Origin of the sequence: Dyella sp. 2YAF14 (genome assembly GCF_052114725.1) — a bacterium.
GTDB lineage: Bacteria > Pseudomonadota > Gammaproteobacteria > Xanthomonadales > Rhodanobacteraceae > Dyella.
Genome location: NZ_JBFRFH010000016.1, coordinates 13253 through 33328 on the forward strand (window position 1 = coordinate 13253; position 20076 = coordinate 33328).

Annotated in this window: 19 protein-coding genes and 1 riboswitch; of the genes, 5 read left to right on the forward strand and 14 right to left on the reverse strand. The window is 64.7% G+C overall.

Going from position 1 to position 20076, the window contains the following annotated elements:
- Positions 1-3: 3 nt before the first annotated feature.
- Positions 4-255 (reverse strand): acyl carrier protein, encoded by a 252-nt coding sequence (locus tag AB4Y82_RS17740; RefSeq protein ID WP_046971921.1) that lies wholly within the window; start codon positions 253-255, stop codon positions 4-6.
- A 222-nt stretch (positions 256-477) separates the two neighbouring features.
- Here AB4Y82_RS17740 and AB4Y82_RS17745 point away from each other — a divergent pair, with 222 nt between their 5' ends.
- The 3 genes from AB4Y82_RS17745 (at position 478) to AB4Y82_RS17755 (ending at position 3331) form a co-directional block, all read left to right on the forward strand.
- Complete coding sequence (locus AB4Y82_RS17745) at positions 478-1536, forward strand: GNAT family N-acetyltransferase (RefSeq protein ID WP_441605069.1); 1059 nt, start codon at positions 478-480, stop codon at positions 1534-1536.
- Positions 1523-2398: an arginase family protein gene (locus AB4Y82_RS17750; RefSeq protein ID WP_441605070.1), complete on the forward strand. Its 876-nt coding sequence runs from the start codon at positions 1523-1525 to the stop codon at positions 2396-2398. Before AB4Y82_RS17745 ends, AB4Y82_RS17750 begins: the two co-directional genes overlap by 14 nt.
- 117 nt (positions 2399-2515) lie before the next feature.
- A complete protein-coding gene (locus tag AB4Y82_RS17755) occupies positions 2516-3331 on the forward strand; it encodes a CPBP family intramembrane glutamic endopeptidase (protein WP_441605071.1) in 816 nt (271 codons plus the stop codon).
- Positions 3332-3340: 9 nt separating this feature from the next.
- On the opposite strand, the gene AB4Y82_RS17760 is transcribed toward AB4Y82_RS17755, so the two are convergent.
- The 12 genes from AB4Y82_RS17760 to crcB all read right to left on the reverse strand — a co-directional run bounded on the left by AB4Y82_RS17760 (position 3341) and on the right by crcB (position 15387).
- Positions 3341-4540, reverse strand: coding sequence for a DegT/DnrJ/EryC1/StrS family aminotransferase (locus AB4Y82_RS17760; RefSeq protein WP_441605072.1), 1200 nt, complete (start codon positions 4538-4540; stop codon positions 3341-3343).
- Between the two features lie 13 nt (positions 4541-4553).
- Positions 4554-4997: a DMT family transporter gene (locus AB4Y82_RS17765; RefSeq protein WP_441605073.1), complete on the reverse strand. Its 444-nt coding sequence runs from the start codon at positions 4995-4997 to the stop codon at positions 4554-4556.
- 3 nt (positions 4998-5000) lie between these two features.
- On the reverse strand, positions 5001-5363 hold the full coding sequence (locus AB4Y82_RS17770) for an EamA family transporter (protein ID WP_441605074.1): 363 nt from the start codon (positions 5361-5363) through the stop codon (positions 5001-5003).
- Positions 5364-5372: 9 nt separating this feature from the next.
- Positions 5373-6212, reverse strand: coding sequence for an alpha/beta hydrolase (locus tag AB4Y82_RS17775; protein ID WP_441605075.1), 840 nt, complete (start codon positions 6210-6212; stop codon positions 5373-5375).
- A gap of 165 nt (positions 6213-6377) precedes the next feature.
- Positions 6378-6893 carry a hypothetical protein gene (locus AB4Y82_RS17780; protein ID WP_441605076.1) on the reverse strand — a complete coding sequence of 172 codons (516 nt, stop codon included), beginning with the start codon at positions 6891-6893 and terminating at the stop codon, positions 6378-6380.
- A 111-nt stretch (positions 6894-7004) separates the two neighbouring features.
- Positions 7005-8420, reverse strand: coding sequence for a M16 family metallopeptidase (locus tag AB4Y82_RS17785; protein ID WP_441605077.1), 1416 nt, complete (start codon positions 8418-8420; stop codon positions 7005-7007).
- A 14-nt stretch (positions 8421-8434) separates the two neighbouring features.
- Positions 8435-9826, reverse strand: a complete 1392-nt coding sequence (locus AB4Y82_RS17790) for a M16 family metallopeptidase (RefSeq protein WP_441605078.1) — start codon at positions 9824-9826, stop codon at positions 8435-8437.
- Positions 9827-10021: 195 nt separating this feature from the next.
- Positions 10022-12259, reverse strand: coding sequence for a DNA topoisomerase IV subunit A (parC, locus tag AB4Y82_RS17795; RefSeq protein WP_441605079.1), 2238 nt, complete (start codon positions 12257-12259; stop codon positions 10022-10024).
- A gap of 240 nt (positions 12260-12499) precedes the next feature.
- A complete protein-coding gene (locus AB4Y82_RS17800; RefSeq protein ID WP_441605080.1) occupies positions 12500-13375 on the reverse strand; it encodes a TraB/GumN family protein in 876 nt (291 codons plus the stop codon).
- Between the two features lie 106 nt (positions 13376-13481).
- Positions 13482-14600, reverse strand: a complete 1119-nt coding sequence (cfa, locus tag AB4Y82_RS17805) for a cyclopropane fatty acyl phospholipid synthase (protein ID WP_441605081.1) — start codon at positions 14598-14600, stop codon at positions 13482-13484.
- A gap of 50 nt (positions 14601-14650) precedes the next feature.
- A complete protein-coding gene (locus tag AB4Y82_RS17810) occupies positions 14651-14995 on the reverse strand; it encodes a DUF190 domain-containing protein (RefSeq protein WP_441605082.1) in 345 nt (114 codons plus the stop codon).
- 8 nt (positions 14996-15003) lie between these two features.
- Positions 15004-15387, reverse strand: coding sequence for a fluoride efflux transporter CrcB (gene crcB, locus AB4Y82_RS17815; protein WP_441605083.1), 384 nt, complete (start codon positions 15385-15387; stop codon positions 15004-15006).
- Positions 15388-15461: 74 nt separating this feature from the next.
- Positions 15462-15543, reverse strand: a riboswitch (Fluoride riboswitch).
- Positions 15544-15633: 90 nt separating this feature from the next.
- Here crcB and AB4Y82_RS17820 point away from each other — a divergent pair.
- On the forward strand, positions 15634-16902 hold the full coding sequence (locus AB4Y82_RS17820; protein WP_441605084.1) for a multidrug effflux MFS transporter: 1269 nt from the start codon (positions 15634-15636) through the stop codon (positions 16900-16902).
- Positions 16903-16945: 43 nt separating this feature from the next.
- Here AB4Y82_RS17820 and AB4Y82_RS17825 read toward each other — a convergent pair whose 3' ends face one another.
- A complete protein-coding gene (locus AB4Y82_RS17825) occupies positions 16946-18970 on the reverse strand; it encodes a trypsin-like peptidase domain-containing protein (protein ID WP_441605085.1) in 2025 nt (674 codons plus the stop codon).
- 211 nt (positions 18971-19181) lie between these two features.
- On the opposite strand from AB4Y82_RS17825, the gene AB4Y82_RS17830 reads away from it, so the two are divergent.
- Positions 19182-20060 carry a pseudouridine synthase gene (locus tag AB4Y82_RS17830; protein WP_441605086.1) on the forward strand — a complete coding sequence of 293 codons (879 nt, stop codon included), beginning with the start codon at positions 19182-19184 and terminating at the stop codon, positions 20058-20060.
- Positions 20061-20076 lie beyond the last annotated feature (16 nt).

The window sequence follows — 20076 nt, forward strand, 5'->3', positions numbered from 1 at the left end:
GAATTATTCGCTGGTCTTCTGGGCGAGCTGGCGCTCGATGGCTTCCACTAGCTGTCCGACGGTGCCGCCGTCGAAGTCGGTGTCTTCGTTGGGCAGGTTGATGTTGAAGTGTTCTTCGATATCAAAGATCACTTCGATGGCATCCAGTGAGGCGATACCCAGGTCCTTCAGGGTGGACTCCGGCTTGATCGTGTCGAGCTCGATCTTGGCCTGCTTGGCGATGATGTCGAAGGTTTCCTGCTGAACGTTGCTCATGTGTGCTTTCCTGGGGTCCATGGCGCCGGGTCACACGGCATCCGCCGGATGCCGTTTCACAAGCCTGACGAACCGCCAGGACAAAGTCCAGAACGCCACCGCATGGAACGGCTGTCCTCATGCTCCGCCGGGTTGCCTTTCACCAGCCTTTTAAGCGGGAAATCGTGGGCAGGGCGGGGCGGGAGTCGTATCCTATGGCCTTGTGACTCGTGGGACTGTCGCGTGCGGTACCTCAATCAGCTCGAGCCGGACGCACTGGTCGCCCGGTTCGCCGAACATCCCCCCATCGATTTCAGTGTGATGCAGGTCGCGGACACGCCGGCCTTCGTAGCGCCGTTCGACCTGCTCACCACCGCCGATGACGAGGCCCGCGCCAAGGTGACCGGCGCGCCCGGCTATCGCTGGTGGGGGCGTCTGCTGCGCTGGCGCACGGCCTTCGTGGGAACCACGGTGTCCGAATATGCGCTGTTTCCGCGCGATGCCCAGCCCGATGCACTGGCTAAGGCCTTGCGCGACCAGCTGGGTCGGCGCCAGCGCCTGATGATCGTGAAGGACATACCGCAGGCCTCGCCCTTGTTCGACGCCGCCACGGGCGACTGGTGCAAGCGTTTCGCCGATGCCTGCGACGCCGCCGGTTTCATCCTGCTGGAAGGGCAGGCGCTGGCTTATGTGACCATCGATTTCCAGGGCGAGGACGATTACCTCGCCCGCCTGTCGTCGAGTCGACGCAAAGACATCCGCCGCAAACTGCGCAAGCGCGATGATGTGGCGGTGACTTCGCTGCCATGCGGGGATGCGGCGTTCATCGATGACACGCTGATTGACGCCTATTACGCGCTTTACGAAAACGTCTACGCGCAGAGTGAAGTCCATTTCGACAAGCTCAGCCGCGAGTTTTTCGCCGCCGTGTTGCGCGATGCCACCAATGGCGGCGTGGTGTTTGTCTATCGCCACCAGGACGAGATGATCGGCTGGAATCTGTGCTTTGTGGTGGAGGGCAAGCTGATCGACAAGTACGTGGGTTTTGCCTATCCGCAGGCGCGGGAGCAGAACCTGTATTTCACCAGCTGGTTCCACAATCTCGCTTACGCTCGCGAACACCATCTCACCCACTATGTGGCAGGCTGGACCGATCCGCAGATCAAGGCCTATCTGGGTGCACAATTCACCCTGACGCGGCACGCGATCTATCTGCGCAATCCGCTGCTGCGGCTGGCCGCGCGCCGCTTAGGCAAATTCTTCGAGAGCGATAGCCAATGGGCAGCGCATGAACCGGCGTGAACCACTGATCCTGGATTTCGACAGTTCGGTCGGGCAGATCCCGGGCGCGACTACGCTGGCGCTCACCGACTGGCAGGAAGCGATCCGCTTTGGCTGCACGCTGCGCACGTTTCACCGGCTGCGCGACTATCTCGACACGCGTCTGCCGGAAAACTACGGCACCGTGCTGATGGGCTCGGGCGACTATCACCATCTCACCTGGCCGCTGGTGCAGCGTCAGCGCGCCCGCGGTCCGTTCCAGCTGGTGGTGTTCGACAACCATCCGGACAATATGCGTTTCCCCTGGGGCATCCATTGCGGATCGTGGGTGCGTCGGGTGGCCATGCTGCCGTTCGTCACGCACGTGCACGTGGTGGGGATTACCTCCGGCGACATCGGCGCCAGGCACGCCTGGGAAAACTATTTGCGTCCGCTGCAGGCCGGCAAGCTCAGTTATTGGTGCATGGACGTGAACGTGGACTGGGCGGCGAAGCTTGGGCTCAGCGATGCCTTCCATCGCTTCGATGATCCCGACGCGCTGACCTGCGCGTTCGTGCAGCAATTGAAGCAGGCACCGCAGCCCACGTATCTGTCCATCGACAAGGATGCGTTCAGCGTCGATACGGCGCGCACCAACTGGGACCAGGGCCTGCTGGAAGAATCGCACGCCATGGCGATCATCGAAGCGCTGCGTGGACGCATCGTGGCCAGCGACATCAACGGCGAAGTCTCGGCTTATCAGTACCGCACGTGGTGGAAGCGCTTGTTGAGCGGCATGGATGGCCAGGAGCCGGTGCCGCAGGCCGAGCTGGATGCCTGGCAGGCGCAGCAGCGGGCGTTCAATGCGCGACTGTTGGTAGCCATCGCCGAAAGCAGCGTGTAAAGCATTGGATTGAAGATCGGCGCCGCATTCACGCCGGCACGGCGTTGAACGGGCAAGGATGCCGCAGGCGTATCGAGAGCCGGCTCGTTCCGGCAACGTTCGAGGCGATGCCATCGTATGACCGAGCACTTTCCCGCCAGTCGTCGCGCGTTGATCTTTCTTGGCGTCACCTTCGCCATCACCTGGTTGGCCTGGGGCGCACTGGTCGCGCTGGCGCAGGCGCAGGCCACCAGCTATGGCACATGGCCCTTCATGACCTTGTATGTGCTGGGCGGCTTGGGCCCGACCATTGCCGCCTATGTCGCCGTGTGGTGCACGCGCCATGAATCGCCGCTGCGCGAGTTCAATCAGCGGGTTTTGCGTTGGCGGGTGCGGCCCGTGTGGTATCTGGTGGCGCTGGGTTTACCGGTCGCGCTGGGCTTGTTCGCGATCGGCGTCGCCGTGGCCTTGAAGCCCGCGCTGGCGTCGCTCGTCAGCATTCGATCGTGGTATCAGTTTCCGCTCTACCTGCTGCTGACCATCATCGGCGGCGGCCTGGAGGAGCTGGGCTGGCGGGGCATCACGCAGGAGGAGTGGGCACGGACCATCGGTGCCGCTCGTGCGGCCCTGCTGATCGGGCCGATCTGGGCGGTTTGGCATCTGCCGCTGTTCTTCCTGCCGGGCGTGGCGCAATACCACGCGGGCTTCGCGCTGTTCCTGGTGGGTGTGATGGGCAATGCGCTGCTGTTTGGCTGGCTATACACCCGCACGCGCAGCATTTTGTTGTGCGTGTTGATGCACGCCGCGTCCAATGCGGCGGTGATGATGGGGGTGAGCATTCCTTCCGGCATGGGCATGTCGGTGGTTGGTCCGTGCCTGAGCCTTGGTGTGGGTGCGCTGTTGTTTCTGTCCACGGGACAGCGATTGGAAAGTCATGAACGACCGACGCGTTGAACGTGGTGTTCAGGCCGTCGCGCGTTCCAGCTCGACGCAAATGGCTTCAAACGTCGCGTCATCCAGCCAGGGGCTGTTGGTGATGGTGAGCGAGCGCGCGGCAAAGGCACGCGCATTGGGCAGCTCGGCATCGGCGACGATGTCGCGCAGGTAGCCGTAGTCGGGCAGGGCGTGGATAAAAAGCCGGCTGACGCCGAGGCCGGCCGTCCACAGCGTCTTCAGCGCCGCATCGCGCCTGGCCTGGTCGGGCAAGGTGAGCAGCAGGAAGGGCCACACGCCTTGCTGGCCCTGCGCATCGTCGAACACGGTAATGCCGGGTATGCGCCGCAGACGTTCCACCCGACGCAAGGCCTGTATGCGCGTGGCATCGAGAAAGGCCGGAAGTCGGGGCAGCGCACGCGCACCCACCGACTGCCGCCAGTCGCTCACGGTGTGCATCGGAATATCGGGGCCAAAATCGTCGCCGACCGCTGCCACCGGGTCGTTGGCCGCCAATGCTTTTCGCAATGGACGTCCATACGCCCAAGCCAACAGCGACGGGCGATAGGCCAACGCGTAGCCGATCAGTTCGAGCGCACGCTGCCAGTCCATTTTTGTGTCGGCGTGAATATTGGCCTGGTGGCTGGCAGCAAACGCCGCGCGCAAGACAGGATCGCGCGTCAACAGCAGGCCGCCTTCGAACAGGGTGAGTCCCTTGCCGACGGCGAGGCTGAAGAAGCCGGCATCGCCCAGCAGGCCGACGCTGAGGCCGTTCTGCTTTGCGCCCAGCGCCTGCGCGGCGTCTTCCAGTACGTAGGCGCCCACGCGATGGGCTACGTCGAGCACCGCATTGACGTCGGCTACGCGACCGGCCAGATGCGTCGGCACGATGGCCAGCGTCTTGGCGCTGCCCAATGCGCAAAGCTGGGCGACATCCATATCGAAGTGATTCGGCGCGAGGTCGCACAGGCGCAGCTTGAGGCCTGCACGATGAATGGCCAGCGCCACCAGCGGACACGTCCACGCGGGGACGATCACTTCGTCGCGCTGCGGACGCAGGCCATGCATGGCCTTGAGCGCCACCACCATGGCCGCCGTGCCCGAGCATTCGAGCTGCAGCTGTTCGACGCCCAGCCACGCAGCGACCTGGTCCGCGAACGGCGCACGGCCCGGCCACAGATCGCTCAGCTGTAGCGGCAGGCCGGCGGTGGGCGGTAGCTCGCGGGACATGGGGGATGTCTGGTCAGTCGCCGGCCACGACGCCGAGCGCGCCCTTCGCTTCGGTCGGCGCATCGCCTTCCGGATGCGCGCCACTTTCCGCGAACGCCAGGCAGATGATGCCGGCCACGATGGCGACGGCGCCGATGATGCGAGAGGCGGTCAGCGGCTCATGGAACAGCCACACGGAGAACAGCATCACGCTCACCACTTCCAGGTGCGTGACGGCGAACGCAGGGCCGATCGGCGCGTGCTTGAGCAGGGTCATCCAGGTGAAGAAGTTGCCGACGTAGCCGATCACCGCGACATAGATCCACGGATGGCCAAACACACGCAAGATCCACGCCCAGTTCGCCTCGGGCGGAAACGCATGGTCGCCGGCGTATTTGAAACTCAGCTGCACCAGCGTGTCGAACAACACCAGGATGGTGAAGCCGATGGCGTAGAAACGGGCTAGCTTCATCGACATTTCTCAGCCTCCGGCCATGCCGACAATGGCTACGCCCGCGGTCACCAGCAGCATGCCGGTCACGCGTAGCGGCGTCAGCTTTTCTTTGAACAGGATCCGGCCGGCGATCATCACCACCACGATGTTGATCGAACCCAGCAGCACGCCTTCGGACAAATCGACCAGCGACAGGAAGGCGATCCAGACCAGGAATTCGGCCACGTAGGAGAGCACGCCGATCCAGATCCACGGACGCGCCGCCATGTACTTCCAACGCGCAACGCCATCACCGGCTCGCGGATCGCCGGCCGCTGCCTTGAAGGACAGCTGGCCGACGGTATCGAGCGTGACGTTGAGCAGCCACAACGCGACAACCAGGGGACTCATGGCGAGTCCTCAGGCCGCAGCGCGCGCGACGGGTTCGTAGGTGGCGGCGATCTGGCGGAAGAACTCCGCCGAGCGGTCGGTCAGCAGGCGACGTTCCCGGTCCACCGTGATCATGTGGTAGCTGTCCTTGAGCCACAGCGTCTCCACCGGGCCGGACACGCCGCGCTGCACGAGATAGGCGTTCTCGATGCTGGCGATGTCGTCTTCGGTGGCGTGGGCGATCAGGCAGGGCGCCGCCACCTTGGGCAGGTCGCGCTTTACCACCGCAGCCATGTTGTACATCTCGCCCAGCGACGGCCACGGGTTGCCGGGCAGGCCGGCGGCGGCACTGTCGCCGCTCAGCATGGCGCTGCTGATCTGCGCGCGCAGGCGCTCGTCGCGGATGCCGTACGGTTCACCCTCGTGCACCATGCGGTGTTTGCCGATGCCCAGGCGGTGCAGCAGGGGCAGCAGGAAGGAGAACTTGCCGATCCACGGAATGGCCCAGCCGTCATAGCGGAAGGTGGCGCCGTAGACGCCCACGCCCTTGACCCATTCCGGACGCTCGGCGGCCAGCTTGAGCGCCAGCACGGCGCCCATCGACAGGCCGGCCACGAACAGGTGATCCACCTCGTGGCGGAACTTGTCGGCGGCAGCTTCCACGCTGGCGTACCAGTCGCGCCAGCCGGTCTTCAGCAGGTCGTCGACGTCGCCGCAATGACCGGCCAGCTGCATGCCATACACCGTGTAACCGGCGCGATTGAGGCCCTTGCCGAGCAGGCGCATCTCGGTCGGGGTGCCGGTCAGGCCATGAATGAGCAGCACACCGCTGCGACCGCCTTCATAGCGGAACTCGACGTCTTGAATCACTGGGGAGCTCCGCAGCAGCCAATCGGGGAAGTCCGGGGCATGCGCCACGCGGAAAGATGACAGTAAATCATGGGGTCAGTCTGACCACCGACCCTTTCCAAGAACTTTCGACCCCGGCGGCCCCAGGCGGGGCCGGATGCGAGTCCAGGCAGGGCCTGCCGGCGCTCAGCGGCCGAAGTGGCCCTGGGTGCCGCCCACGGAGATGCTCATGCCGCCGGTCGGGTGTTCGCAGCTGCCGAAGGCCTGGCTGAGCGTGACGCCGCCGCCGGTGTAGTTGCCGCTGAAGTGGTTGCCGGCAACCACGCCCGTGGTGACCGAGCCATGCACCTGCGGCTGGTTGTAGGTGGCGTCGTCGCAGGTCACGGCCGGCGCAACGCCGACGGCCGCCTGGGTGTCGCCCATCGCGCCGCTGGTGTCGCCGTAATAGGTCCCCGGCGGATCCTTGGTGTAGCTGCCGTTCTGGTTGGCGGCCTGCGCGGTGGCGTTGCCGTTGGACTTGGTCGCCTGGCCCGTGCTGTTGGCCACCGTGGTGGCCGGCGGTGGCGGCGGTGCCGCGCTGGCGCTGGCGGCGGGAAGGTTGGCCGGCAGCTTCAGGTTCAGCGACTGGTCGGCGCTCTGTGCCCAGGCCGTTGCCGCCAGCAGGCTGGCGGCGGCGAAAACGGTGGTGCGGACGATCTTCATGGAAAAACTCCGGGGACGTGAGGCCTATAACGCGCCACCGTCGCCGGTGTGGACACGTCCCCCTTTGGACGACGCGTGGCGACGGGAGTTCCCGCCGCCACGCGGGGTTGCTCAGGGCTTGTACGGCGTAAAGCTGCCGATCGCCTTCAACTGCGGATCGATCGCCTTGGGGTCGCCGACCAGGATGATGCTCTGTTTCTCCGGCGCAAAGTACTTGCGCCCCATCGCCTGCACCTGCTCGGCGGTGACCTTGCCGGTGTCGGTGACGTACGTGGTCATGAATGAGGGCGGCATGCCGCTCACCCAATAGCGCGCCAGCGTATTGGCCAGGGCCGACTGGATCTGGTTGCGCAGCAGGTAGATGCCCGCGATGAGGCGCTTGGCGCGCATCAGTTCTTCCGGGCTGGCCGGCTCGGTGCCCATGCCTTGGTAGAGCCTGGACAGTTCGCCCAGCGTGGCGCCGGTGACTTCGTTGCGCACATCCACCACGGCGAGCGTGTTGCCGCCGTTGCGGCGCACGTCCAGCGTGGAATAGGGGCTGTACGAATAACCCTTGTCCTCGCGGATGTCCTGCGTGATGCGGCTGCTGAAGCCGCCGCCGAGCACGGTGTTGGCCACGGTGAGCGGGATGAAGTCCGCATCGCGCAGGGGGACCGTGGGCTGGCCAAAGCGGATATTGGTCTGCACCGCGCCAGCACGCGCCACCAGCAACTTTTGCGCGGGCACATCGGTGGGCACCTGGGCCACATTGGCGGGCGCGGGTCCTTGTGCCTTCCAGCTGCCGAACTGCTGCTCGACCGTCTTGAGCACCTCGTCCGCATCGACCTTGCCGACCACCACCAGCAGCGCGCGCTCCGGCCGCATGCGTTGATCGTGCAACGCGTGCAGCGATTCGGACGTGACGGCCTGGATGCTTGCCTCGGTGAGTTCGTCGCGCGCATACGGGTGATCGCCGTATACCGCGTGATTGAACGCGCGCATCGACTGCCAGTCCGGGTCGGCTTCGTTCACCTTCAGCGACTGCAGCGCATTGGTCTTCTCCAGTGCGACTTCCTTGGCGGGGAAGCTGGGATGCAGCGCCGTGTCGGCGACCAGTTCGAGCAGTTCGTCCGAGTGACTTGCCAGCGCGCTGGCGCTGACGCCGATGGAATCGCGTCCCGCGCTTGCACCGTAGTCGCCGCCGATGGCTTGCAGCTTTTCGGCGATCTGCCTGGAACTGAGTTTGTCGGTACCTTCGTTGAACAAGGCGGCCATCAGCTCGGCCTGGGCAGGATGTTTCGCATCGTCGTACGACGTGCCGCCCAGCACCGCCAGCTGCACGTTCACCTTGGGCAAGCCGTTGCGCGGAATCACCCACACGGTGAGGCCATTGGGCAGGGTGCGCTGCGTGATCTGCGGAACGGGCAGCGGTCGCTCGGGACCGTAGGGCGGCAGTTCCCTGGGCATGGGCGCTTCGGTCGCATGCGCGGCCATGGCGAAGCCGAGGGCGGCAGCGAGCAGGGATGCTTTCAGAGTCGTCGTGATCATGACCTTCGCTCTCCTCAGTGCTTGGCCGGCTTGGCGCCGGCATCCTTGGCATGGGCCGTCACCGGGCGGCGGATGATCACGCTGCGATTGGCGTCCGTGAGATAGGTCTGCGCCACGCGGCGTACGTCGTCGGACGTCACCTGGTTGATCCAGCCGGGCACTTGATTCACCACGTTGGCATCGCCCCACAGCGTTTGCAGTTTGGCCAGCGTGTCGGCGCGGGAGAGGAAATCCTCCATGCCGCCGTACCAGTCCGAGAGCATCTTGGTTTTCACGCGCGCCAGCGTGGCGTCGTCGACACCGTCGTGGGCGACCTTGGCGATTTCCTCGTTGAGCGCAGCCAGCACCTGGTCGGGCTGGGCGTTGGGCTTGTAGATGGCAAACAGGCCGAACAAAGTGGGGCCCGCGTAATCGGTGCCGCTGCCCAGCGCGAAGTTCACGCCACCCTGGATTTGCAGCAGTTGTTCGCGTCCCTTCACCAGGCCCTGGTAGAAGCGCGAAGCGTCATCGCCCACCAGCAGTTGGGCCAGCACCAGCATCGGCATCTGGTCCTTGCTGCCGCGATCGGGTGCTTTCCAGCCGACGGCAATCGCCGGCGCCTTCGCCAACGCGTCGGTCTGTTCGAGGTGCCGACCTTTGTTGTTCAGCGGTTCGGAAACGTCGGTGCCGGCCGGGAGTGGCCGGGCCGGAATCGCGCCGAAATATTTCTGCGCCAGCGCGAAGGCCTGCTCGGGCGTGACGTCGCCGGAGATGCCGAGCACCGCATTGGCGGGCTGGTAGAAGGTGTCGTGAAAAGCCTTTACGTCGGCGATGCTGGCGTGGTCGAGATCCTCGAACGAGCCGTAACCGTCGTGCTTGTTGGCCCATTTGTCGAAGGCCAGCGCGTCCAGGTCGGTCCAGAAGAACAAACCATAAGGCTGGTTCTTCACGTTGACGCGGATTTCTTCCTTCACCACGTTGCGCTGGTTGTCGAGATTCTTTTCGCTGAAATCCAGCGTCTTCATGCGGTCCGCTTCAATCCACAGCAGTGGTTCCAGGGCGGAGATGGGCGCGGAGGCAATGTAGTTGGTGTAGTCGGCGCGGGTGGATCCGTTGAAGACGCCACCGCCGCCCTGGATCACCCGATCGAACGTGCCCTTGGGTGCATTGGGCGTGCCTTCGAACATCAGGTGTTCGAACAGATGCGCAAAGCCGGTGCGGTTCTGCGGCTCCAGCCGCATGCCCACGTGGTAGACCGTGCTGATGCCTACGGTGGGGGAGCTGTGATCTTCGGAAACGACAACGGTGAGGCCGTTGTCCAGTTTCTTCACGGCCACCGGCACCTGCCAGTGGTCGGTATCCGCGGCGTGAGCCGTTACTGCGAACAACAGGCCGGCGATGAGCGCCGGCAGTCGTGACGTGCGCATGGACCATCCTTGTGCTGCGGCGGGAGCACATTGGATACGGCGCAGGCGGGGCATCCGTCAACAGGAAGGATGGTCTAGGGCCGGCAAACAACACTGTGGGAGCGCACCCTGTGCGCGACGGGGGCCTGAGGCAGGCCAGTCGCGCACAGGGTGCGCTCCCACAGGGGTATGGAAGGAAGGGATGGAAGGGCTGGATCAGCCCGTCGTCTCGATCCGCTCCACCCGGCGCAGGCCCTGCGGCAGCAGGCCGCCGCGGGTGGCGCGGTTGCCGCCGTACTCGACCAGGTTCGACCATTTCAGCGTGAGCTTGCGCTGGCCGGCATAGAGCGTCACTTCGCCCTTGCCTTCAGTGACCACGGCGACGCCGACGACCTTCACGCCTGCACTCAGCTTGGCCTTGGGCACGTCGATCAGCTTGTTGCCCTTGCCCTTGTCGAGCTCCGGCAACTCGGCCACCGAGAACATCAGCAAGTGGCCTTCGGTGGTGACGACGACGATGCGGTCGCGTGCCGGATCGGCGCTGACCTGCGGCGCCAGCACCTTGGCGCCATCGCCCAGCGTGATGATCTGCTTGCCCGCCTTGTTGCGGCCGGTGAGCGCCTCGAAGCGCGTCACGAAGCCGTAGCCGTGGTCGGTGGCCAGGATCAGGCGCGTGTCGTTGTCGCCGGCGGCAAGTGCGTCAAAGCTGGCGCCCGAGGGCGGACTGAAGCGGCCGGTGACCGGCTCGCCGTTGCCGCGCGCCGAGGGCAGCGTGTGCGCTGCCATGGAATAGCTGCGGCCGGTGGAGTCGATCACCGCGACCTGCTGCGTGGTGCGCGCCTTGACCGTGGCGAGCAGGCTGTCGCCTTCGCGATAGTTGAGGCCGTCCGCATCGACGTCGTGGCCCTTGGCGGCGCGGATCCAGCCCTTGGCGCTGAGCACCACGGTGACCGGTTCGCTGGCGACCAGCGCGCTTTCATCGAGCGCCTGCGCGGCATTGCGCTGCACCAGCGGCGAGCGGCGGTCGTCGCCGAACTTGGCGGCGTCGGCGCGCAATTCTTCCTTGATCAGGCCCTTGAGCTTGGCCGGCGATTTCAGCAGCACGTTGATGCGTGCGCGTTCTTCCTCGAGCTGATCGCGCTCGGCATTGATCTTCATTTCCTCGAGGCGCGCCAGCTGGCGCAGCTTGGTCTCGAGGATGTAGTCAGTCTGTTCGTCGCTGAGGCCGAAGCGCGCCATCAGCACGGGCTTGGGCTCGTCCTCGGTGCGGACGATGCGGATCACTTCGTCCAGGTTGAGGTAGGCGATGCGCAAACCTTCCAACAGGTGCAGGCGACGCTCCACCTTGGCCAGGCGATGGTTGAGGCGGCGGGTCACCGTATCGGTGCGGAAATGCAGCCACTCACTGAGGATCCGCTTGAGATCCTTCACCTGCGGACGGCCGTCCAGACCGATCATGTTGAGGTTGATGCGGAAGCTCTTCTCCATGTCCGTGGTGGCGAACAGGTGCTGCATCACCTCGGCGGCGTCGATGCGGTTGGAGCGCGGCACCACCACCAGGCGGATCGGGTTCTCATGATCGGATTCGTCGCGCAGGTCTTCGACCATCGGCAGCTTCTTCGCGCGCATCTGCGCGGCGATCTGCTCGAGGATCTTGGACGGGCTCACCTGATGCGGCAGCGCGGTGATGACGATGTTGCCTTCGTCCAGGTGGTACACGGCGCGCGCGCGCACCGAGCCGACGCCGTTCTGGTACATCGCCAGCAGTTCGTTGCGCGGCGTGATGATTTCCGCTTCGGTCGGATAGTCCGGACCCTGGATGTGCTCGCACAGGTCGGCGACGGTGGCGTCCGGATCATCCAGCAGACGGATGCATGCGCTCACTACTTCGCGCAGGTTGTGCGGCGGAATATCGGTGGCCATGCCCACGGCGATGCCCATCGATCCGTTGAGCAGCACATGCGGCACGCGCGAGGGCAGCCAGCTGGGTTCTTCCAGCGTGCCGTCGAAGTTGGGCACCCAATCCACCGTGCCCTGGCCAAGTTCGCCCAGCAAGGCCTCGGCGATCGGGCTCAGGCGCGACTCGGTGTAGCGCATGGCAGCGAAGCTTTTCGGATCGTCCGGCGAGCCGAAGTTGCCCTGGCCGTCGACCAGCGGGTAGCGGTACGAGAACGGCTGGGCCATCAGCACCATCGCCTCGTAGCACGAGGTGTCGCCGTGCGGATGGAACTTGCCGATCACGTCGCCGATGGTGCGCGCGGACTTCTTGGGCTTGGAGGAGGCGGCCAGGCCGAGCTCGCTCATGGCATAGACGATGCGGCGCTGCACCGGCTTCAGGCCGTCGCCCACGAAGGGCAGGGCGCGGTCCAGCACCACGTACATGGAATAGTCGAGGTAAGCCCGCTCGGCGTATTCCTTGAGCGGGATCTGTTCGAAATTGGCTTGCAAATTCATGGGTTTGCGTCGTTGGGCTGCGCGCAGAGGGCGCGCTTAACCGGACGATGGTGCCAGAAAGGGGGACCGGCCGGCGAGGGGTGATGGCGCCAGCCCTGTGGGAGCGCACCCTGTGCGCGACAGGCGGCGGAGCGGTGAAGCCGGGTGGTTGGGGCGCGAAAGCCGACCATTGAGGATGGGTGGGGCGTGGCAGTCGCGCACAGGGTGCGCTCCCACAGGAGAGGCGGTCTGGGCCTGCTTTTAGTTCTGGATACGGGTGGTCTTCACACCCAGCTTGCGCAACTGCTCCTGCAAGCTGTCAGGCCCTGCCAGGTGGCCAGCACCCACGGCGACAAAACTCACCCCCGGCTGCTGCATGCGCTCAGCGATGGTCTTGGCCCAGGCCTGGTTACGCTCGACGATCAGCGTTTGGTAGAGCATCGGGCTGTCCTTGCGCAGGTCTTCGTCCTCGATCTTGGCGATCGCGTCGGTGTCGCCGTTGCGCCAGGCATCGATCAGCTCGTGCAGCTTGACCGGGCCGTCGGCCACGTCCTTGAAGGACTGGCGCAGGAATTCCAGCTGCATCGCCTCGGGCAGGTCAGCCAGCATGCGGATCTGCTTTTCCGCGGTTTCCAGCCCGTCGATGGGTTTGCCGGCCTGCTGCATGCGTGTCTTGAGCAGTTTGTCCACGCCTTGGTTCGGGTCGAGTCCGGCCTGCATTAGTGGCGCCATGGTGAGCTCGAGCGCAGCCAGCCACGGGCGCATTCGTTCCAGCACGGCGATACCGCCGGGCAGCTTGGCTGCTTCTGCGGCCTTCTCCAGTTCGCCGCGATCCTTCTCGTCGAGTTTGCTGGACAGCGATTCGCTCAGGTCGACGCCGTGCTGCATCAGCAGAGCCTGCATGGACGCCGAATCGTCGTCGACCACCTCGATGCTCAGGCGCTGGCTCTCGTCCAGCGCCTTGTCCAAGGCGGGCGACTGCCAGTTGGTGTCCGAGGGCAGCAGGTGCACGGTGCCGAAGAGGTAGACCGTGGCGTGCTCGTTCTTGGCCACCCACAGGCCGGGCTGGGCCACCGCGACTGTGACGAGCAACAGGTTGAGGGCCAGGGCGGCCGCGTATCGACGAAACAGTTTCAAGGGGAAATCCCGGATCAGGAGCGGACCACGTGTCGTAGCGGGCCATGACCATCCGGCCCGCTGATATGCGCACTATCGTGCTCGAAGTGGCTTGCTGCAAGCATTCTCAGCGCGGCACACGGTATCCGCCAGGCACGCCGTGCGGGCTGAGGGTGAGCTGCCACAGCTGGTCGCGGCGGCTGCGGAACACGGCGGCCGAGACGGACAGGTAGAAGCGCCACATGCGGCGGAAGCGATCGTCGTAGTTGGCGGCCAGCTGCGGCCACGCCGCATCGAAGTTGGCCCGCCACGCCGACAACGTGAGGTCGTAGTCGCTGCCGAAGTTGTGCCAGTCCTCCACCACGAACAGATTCTGCAGCGCCTCGGCCACCTGGCTGGCGGCGGGGATCATCGAGTTGGGGAAGATGTATTTCTCGATCCACGGGTCCGGCCGGCTGGGCGAACCGTTGCTGCCGATGGAATGCAGCACGAACAGGCCGTCGTCGTGCAGGCAGCGTCGCGCGATCTCGAAATAGGTGCGGTAGTTGAGCGCGCCCACGTGTTCGAACATGCCGATCGAAAAGACCGCGTCGAACGGTTCGTTGATCTCGCGATAATCCTGCAGGCGGATATCGATCGGCAGGCCTTTGCACAGCTCACGCGCGTATGCCGCCTGTTCCTTGGAAACGGTGACGCCCACGCCCTGTACGCCGTAGCGTTCGGCGGCAAACTTCAGCGCCTCGCCCCAGCCGCAGCCGATGTCCAGCACGCGCTGCCCGGGTTGCAGGCGCAGCTTGCGGCAGATCAGGTCGAGCTTGGCTTCCTGCGCATCATCGAGATTGTTCGCCTGCGCCCAGTAGCCGCACGAATACACCAGCCGCTTGCCGAGCATGGCCTGGAACAAATCGTTGCCCAGGTCGTAATGCACGCGGCCAATATCGAACGCATGGTCGCCGCGCTGCAGGTTGACGAAACGCGCCTTGAGATGCGCGAGCAGCGTGTCCAGCGACTTCAGCTCGGTGTCCAGCTGCGCGCCGAGTACCCGGGTGAACAGGCCGGGCAGGTCTTCGCTGTCCCACCAGCCGTCCATATAGCTTTCGCCAAGGCCCAGCGATCCGTGCGAAAACACGCGTGCGTAGAGCCGTTCGTCGTGCACCCGCATGTCGGTAGGGCGCGAACCATCGAGAAGAATGCCGGCGTGTTCGAGCAACCTGGCGGCGCGTACCTTCAATGAATCCTGACTCATGCGGTCCTCGTATGCCATGGTGACGAGAAGGGCAGGATGGCGCCGCCTGATCAGCGGGAGTGCGGCGTCCTGCCTAGTATCCCAAAGCTTGCAGGAGCAATTGCAAAGACTGCGTCGACGCCGCTTTCGCGAACCGTTTGCAGCAGCGCCTGCGATTGCGCCTCGCTGAGCAGGAATTCCACTTTGATGGCGAGATCGTCGGTCAGTTCGAAGAACTGTTCTTCGCGCAACACGCCGTGCCTGCCGAAGCCGCAGATGGCGCGAAACGCCGAACCGCCGCCGACGCCGTGGCTGCGGGCGTGCTCGAGCAACCACTCATAGACCAGTTTGCCGTCGTGGCGCGCCCGCGTGTGGGTATAAAAACTGAGCTGGACGCCTTGTTGTGTCGTTTCCATGGGGCCTCCTAGCGCAATACAGCGCGGGTGATGGCGATACCTGCCACGGTCAGTGCGATCGAGCCGACCAGGTGCAGGGCCAGATGGCCACCGAACCACAGGTATTGCTCACGCAGCAGCAGGGTGGTCGATTCGGCCGAGAAGGTGGAAAACGTGGTCAGTCCACCCAGGAAGCCGGTGGCGACGAACAGGCGAAGTTCGGGCGGCAGGGTCTGGAAGTGATCGAACACGCCCAGCACCACGCCCATCAACAGGCCGCCGACCAGGTTGGCGGCCAGGGTACCCAGGGGCACGGTGGGGAACAGGGGGTTGAACATGACGCCGAGCATCCAGCGCAGCCAGCAACCCAGCACGCCTCCCACGCCGACGGCGAGAAAACCGGTAAAGCCCACGTTGTCGTCTCCTTCTGAAGAACTTCGGAAGGACTCCCCGGAAACAGGCACGCGCCTGCGCCCCGGGAAAATCCGGCGGTGCAGGCATCATCAACCCGAAGGTGGTTCGCCGCGGCACATGGCCTGGGCGGGAGGCATGCCATCTCCCTGTGCCATTTATCCTAGCCCATGATCCCTCGAACGTCATGGCTCAGCCGCGCAGAGGGCACCGCTATACTCATCGCTCCTCGCCAGCATGCCACGCCCATGACCCCCATCCCGCGCCCTGTCCGGCGCAGCCTGCCGTTGCTGCTGGCGGGCTTGTCGATGATCGGCCCGTTTTCGATCGACGCCGTCTTCCCGGCGTTTCCGCTGATCGGCGCGCGCTTTGGCGTGGACAGCACCGGCTTGCAGCAGATGATCAGCATGTACCTGATCACCTATGCCGTGATGAGCCTGTTTCATGGCGCGATCTCCGATGCGATCGGGCGCAAGCCGGTGATCGTCGTCGGCATGCTGGTGTATGCGCTGGCCTCCGCGGGCGCTGCGGTGTCGACCTCCTACGTGATGCTGCTTAGCTGTCGTGCGCTGCAGGGCGCGTGTGCCGGTGCCGGCCTGGTGGTGGGCCGCGCGATCGTGCGCGACAGCCTGGAAGGGCCGGCGGCGCAGCAGATGATGTCGCGCGTGATGATGATCTTCAGCATCGCCCCGGTGATCGCGCCGATCGTGGGCGCGCAGTTGCTGTTCCTCAACGGCTGGCACGGCATCTTCTGGGTGCTGATGGGATTCACCCTGGTGTTGGCGGCGGCTTTGGCGCTGTTTCTCGATGAAACTCATCCCGTCGCGGCGCGCACGTCGTTTCGCGCGGGCACGCTGGTGCGTGGCTACATCAATTTCGGCAAGGACCGGCCGTTCTGGCCGCTGCTGATTTCCTGTTCGGTGAATTTTGCCGGTTTGTTTTTGTACATATCCTCGGCGCCGCACATCATTCGCGACCTGCTGCATCTGTCCGCGCAGGGTTTCCCGTGGCTGTTCCTGCCGACGGTGGCGGGCCTGATGGCCGGCGCATGGATGTCCGGACGCCTCGCCCATCGCCGCAGCGCGGCGTATACGGTCAACCTCGGCTACGGCTCGATGTTGCTCGCGTGCGCGCTGCATCTGTTGATTGCGCTGGTCACCACCGAGCCGGTATTGCCCTGGTCGATGCTGCCGCTGGTCTTGCATGGCATCGGCGTGCAGCTGGCGTTTCCCACGCTCACGCTGTTATTGCTGGACCGCTTTCCGCATCGACGTGGCGGCGCTTCATCGGTGCAGGCGTTCGGCAGCCTGCTGATGTGCGCGGTGGTCGCCGGCGTGCTGTCGCCGCTGCTATCGGGCCATATGGTGTATCTGGCGCTGGGTGCCAGCGCGCTGACCGTGACCGGCTGGCTTGCCTGGCGCTGGTACCGGCATCTGACCAGTCAGCCGCGCGTGCCGCATACCAGCGCAGCCGAGGTCGAGGTGGAGATGCAGACGGAAATCACCGAGCCGCGATAACCGGTGGAAGACGCGGCGCGGGCCCGAGCCCGCGCCTGCCTGCTCAATGTTCGTTGACCTGCAGCTTTTCCAGCAGCAAATTGAGCTTGCCCTTCATCGCATCTTCGGGGCGCGGGCCGTCTACGCCGTAGAACGCGGTGTACAGCACATCCGGCTTGGTCTCGCCGCTGGTCTTGGTGCCGCCCACGGTACCGATGTAGGTCATGTCGTTTTCGCTGTACGGCACGCCGTCGTCCGGATGATCGCGATGGACGATCTTGCCCCAGTGGTTGCGGAAGCTGTCGTCCAGGTCGTCGGTGGGGGCGACATGACGGTTCACCATCACATGCTCGGCGTTCTCCACGTTGGACTTCACTTCTACCTTGGAGACATCCCACACCGTCTTGCCGTGATCCTGGAAGTAGGACATGCCCAGCACGAGCTGGCTGTCCGGGTCGATCTTCTGCAGCGACGGCGTATAGGCAAAACCCAGGCGCTTGGACTGGTACTTGAAGTCGTCGCCATAGTCGAAGCGGATGGCGATGTCGGAGAGCACGCTGGGCAACAACTCGGTATTGGCCAGGAATTCCTTCCATTGCGCCAGCGTGCCGCTATAGGACACGTCGACGAAGTTGGCCAGCTGGGTCAGGTCGGCCATGTCTTCGTGTTCGGTGCGGTTCTCGGTGACCCGGCCCATCGCCGCGTAACCATCAGGCACCGGCAGCAGGAAGACGATCACCAGCTGGTTGTCGTACGCCATCTGCCATTCGCGTATCTGCCAGCGGCGCTGGTAGGCGTCGGTGTAGCTGCGTTGCAGCGACGGCGCGCCCAGCGAGGTGATCTTCACCAGCTCGGAGCCCACGCGTCGCTGCATCGGCGCGCCTTTCAGCAGGAGGTCCATGAACAGCTTGGAATCGCCATACAACTGCTTGCTGGTCACGTCGTCGGGCTTGCGCAGGTGAAACATCACCTGCTGACCCACCAGCGCACGGCTGATGAAACCGTTGTGGGGCAGCTGGGCCTTGTTCTCGTTCGCCCGGGCGCTGACCCAGTTGCCGTTGCTGTTGCGGTGTAGCAGGGTCGGAAAGGCGCTCAGATCGGAATTGACGTGCAACAGCCGGTTGGCGCCCTGGCCATTGGGGAACATGGTGGCGGCGTTCTCGGTGAGCAGATCGTGCAGTTTCTGGTCGACGTCGGCGTTGTGCAGCTTCTGGTAGGTCGCGCTGAAGTCCGCAAAACTCTTGGGCAGCGGGAACTGCGCCTTGAACGGTCCAGTGTGTTTGTCCTCGATCACGTCCAGCTGATAGCTCTCGCGCGTATCGATCTGGCCGAGGTTGGCGGGCGCCTTCAGCACCAGGTCGATCGGCAGCGCGTAATTGAGGTTTTCGTCGGGCGACTTCATCACCACCACGCCGATGACCTTGCCGTCCTTGTCCAGCAGCGGGCCGCCGCTATTGCCGGGCGAGGCGGCGGCAGAGAAGCGCAGCCACTTCCAGCGGCCGTCCTGCTCCTCGGGTGTCTGCGAGGTGTAGAGACCGTCGCGTATCACGATGCCGGTACCCAGTGCATTGCCTACGGCGTAAACCGCTTCATTCATGGCCGGCTGCGTGTTCACCGCCAGCGGCGTCACCTTGGGCGGATCCTTCAGCGAAAACTCCACAAAGTCTTCGTGCAGCGAGTAACGCGTGATCTTGTCGATCGCATAGACATGGCCGCCGGCATCGCGCACGGCAGGTTCGCCCATCAGGCTGTCGATGCCCATCGCGAGCACGTGGCCGGCGGTGACGTAGCGGTTCTCGCCAATCGTAAAGGCGGTGCCGACCGAGTAGTACTTGTCAGTGCGCTGCTGGTAGGGGAGCTGGTCGAACGGCAGCGGCTTCTCATAACTCAGGGGGTCGTTCACCGGTTTGGGAATGACCACTTCGAACGTGGCGCCCTGCACCTGGGGCAGCACGGCCGGATCCAGGGTGGCCGCATGCAGCGACGGCAACGCCAGGCACGCAAGCGCGGCCAGCCACGCGGCGGGACGCCATGCGTGTGACCGTTTCCAGGTGAGCGCGTGCGGTGCACGGGTTGCCGGCTGATCCATGTGCTGCCTCGTTTGGTGATCGGCGCGCTCTGGTGACGCCATCCCCGGGTGCCAAACCCGTTGTTCGCTGAGTTTATCCAACGCCCCACGCGTTGGAACGGTGTACGCCGTAAGACATATCGATGACTTCCCGCCCTGGCGGTGCAGCAGCGTTTTCGCGGCAGAATGACCGCGGCGGTTTAAGCTGCCGTTCGTCGATGCGGAGTTGCCGATGTCTGTTCCTCCCGCTGCCAGCACGGTGCACTTGCCCCAGGGATCATGGGGCACGGTGCTGGACGGACTGTGTGCGCTGTTTCCCCGTATCGAAAGAAGCGTATGGCAGGATCGCTTCGCCCGCGGCCGCGTGCTCGACGAGACGGGTCTGCCGCTGGATGTCGACGCGCCGTATCGCGTGGGGCTGTGCGTGCGATATTTCCGCGAAGTGCCGCAAGAAATGCCGATCCCCTTTCACGAAACCCTGTTGCATGTCGACGCGCACCTGGTGGTGGTGGACAAGCCGCACTTTCTGCCGGTCACGCCGGCGGGCGGTTTCGTCGACCAAACGGTGCTGGCGCGGTTGAGGCGCACCCTGGGCAACGCCGATCTGGTGCCGCTGCATCGTATCGACCGCCATACCGCCGGGCTGGTGATGTTCTCGGCCGATCCGGCCAGTCGCGATGCCTATCAGGCACTGTTTCGCCAACGCCGGATCAGCAAGCGCTACGAGGCCTGGGCGGCGGCACTGCCCGGGTTGTCATTTCCTCATGTGCGGAAATCCCGTATCGCAGCAGGTGAGCCGTTCTTCCGCATGCACGAGGTGGCGGGCGAGCCCAACAGCGAAACGGTCATCGACGTGCTTGAACGGCGCCCGGAGCACTGGCGTTATGCGCTGGAGCCGGTCACCGGCAAGAAGCATCAGCTGCGCGTGCACATGGCCGCGCTGGGCGCGCCCATCCTGTACGACCCGTTTTATCCGGACCTGCCCGAGCAGCAAGCCGACGACCACGCGCGGCCCTTGCAGCTGCTGGCCCGCCGGCTGCACTTCGTCGATCCCATCAGCGGCATGCCGCGGGAGTTCGTCAGCGAGCTGGAGCTGCTCGCGCCTGAATGACGGAGCGCGTCGGTTG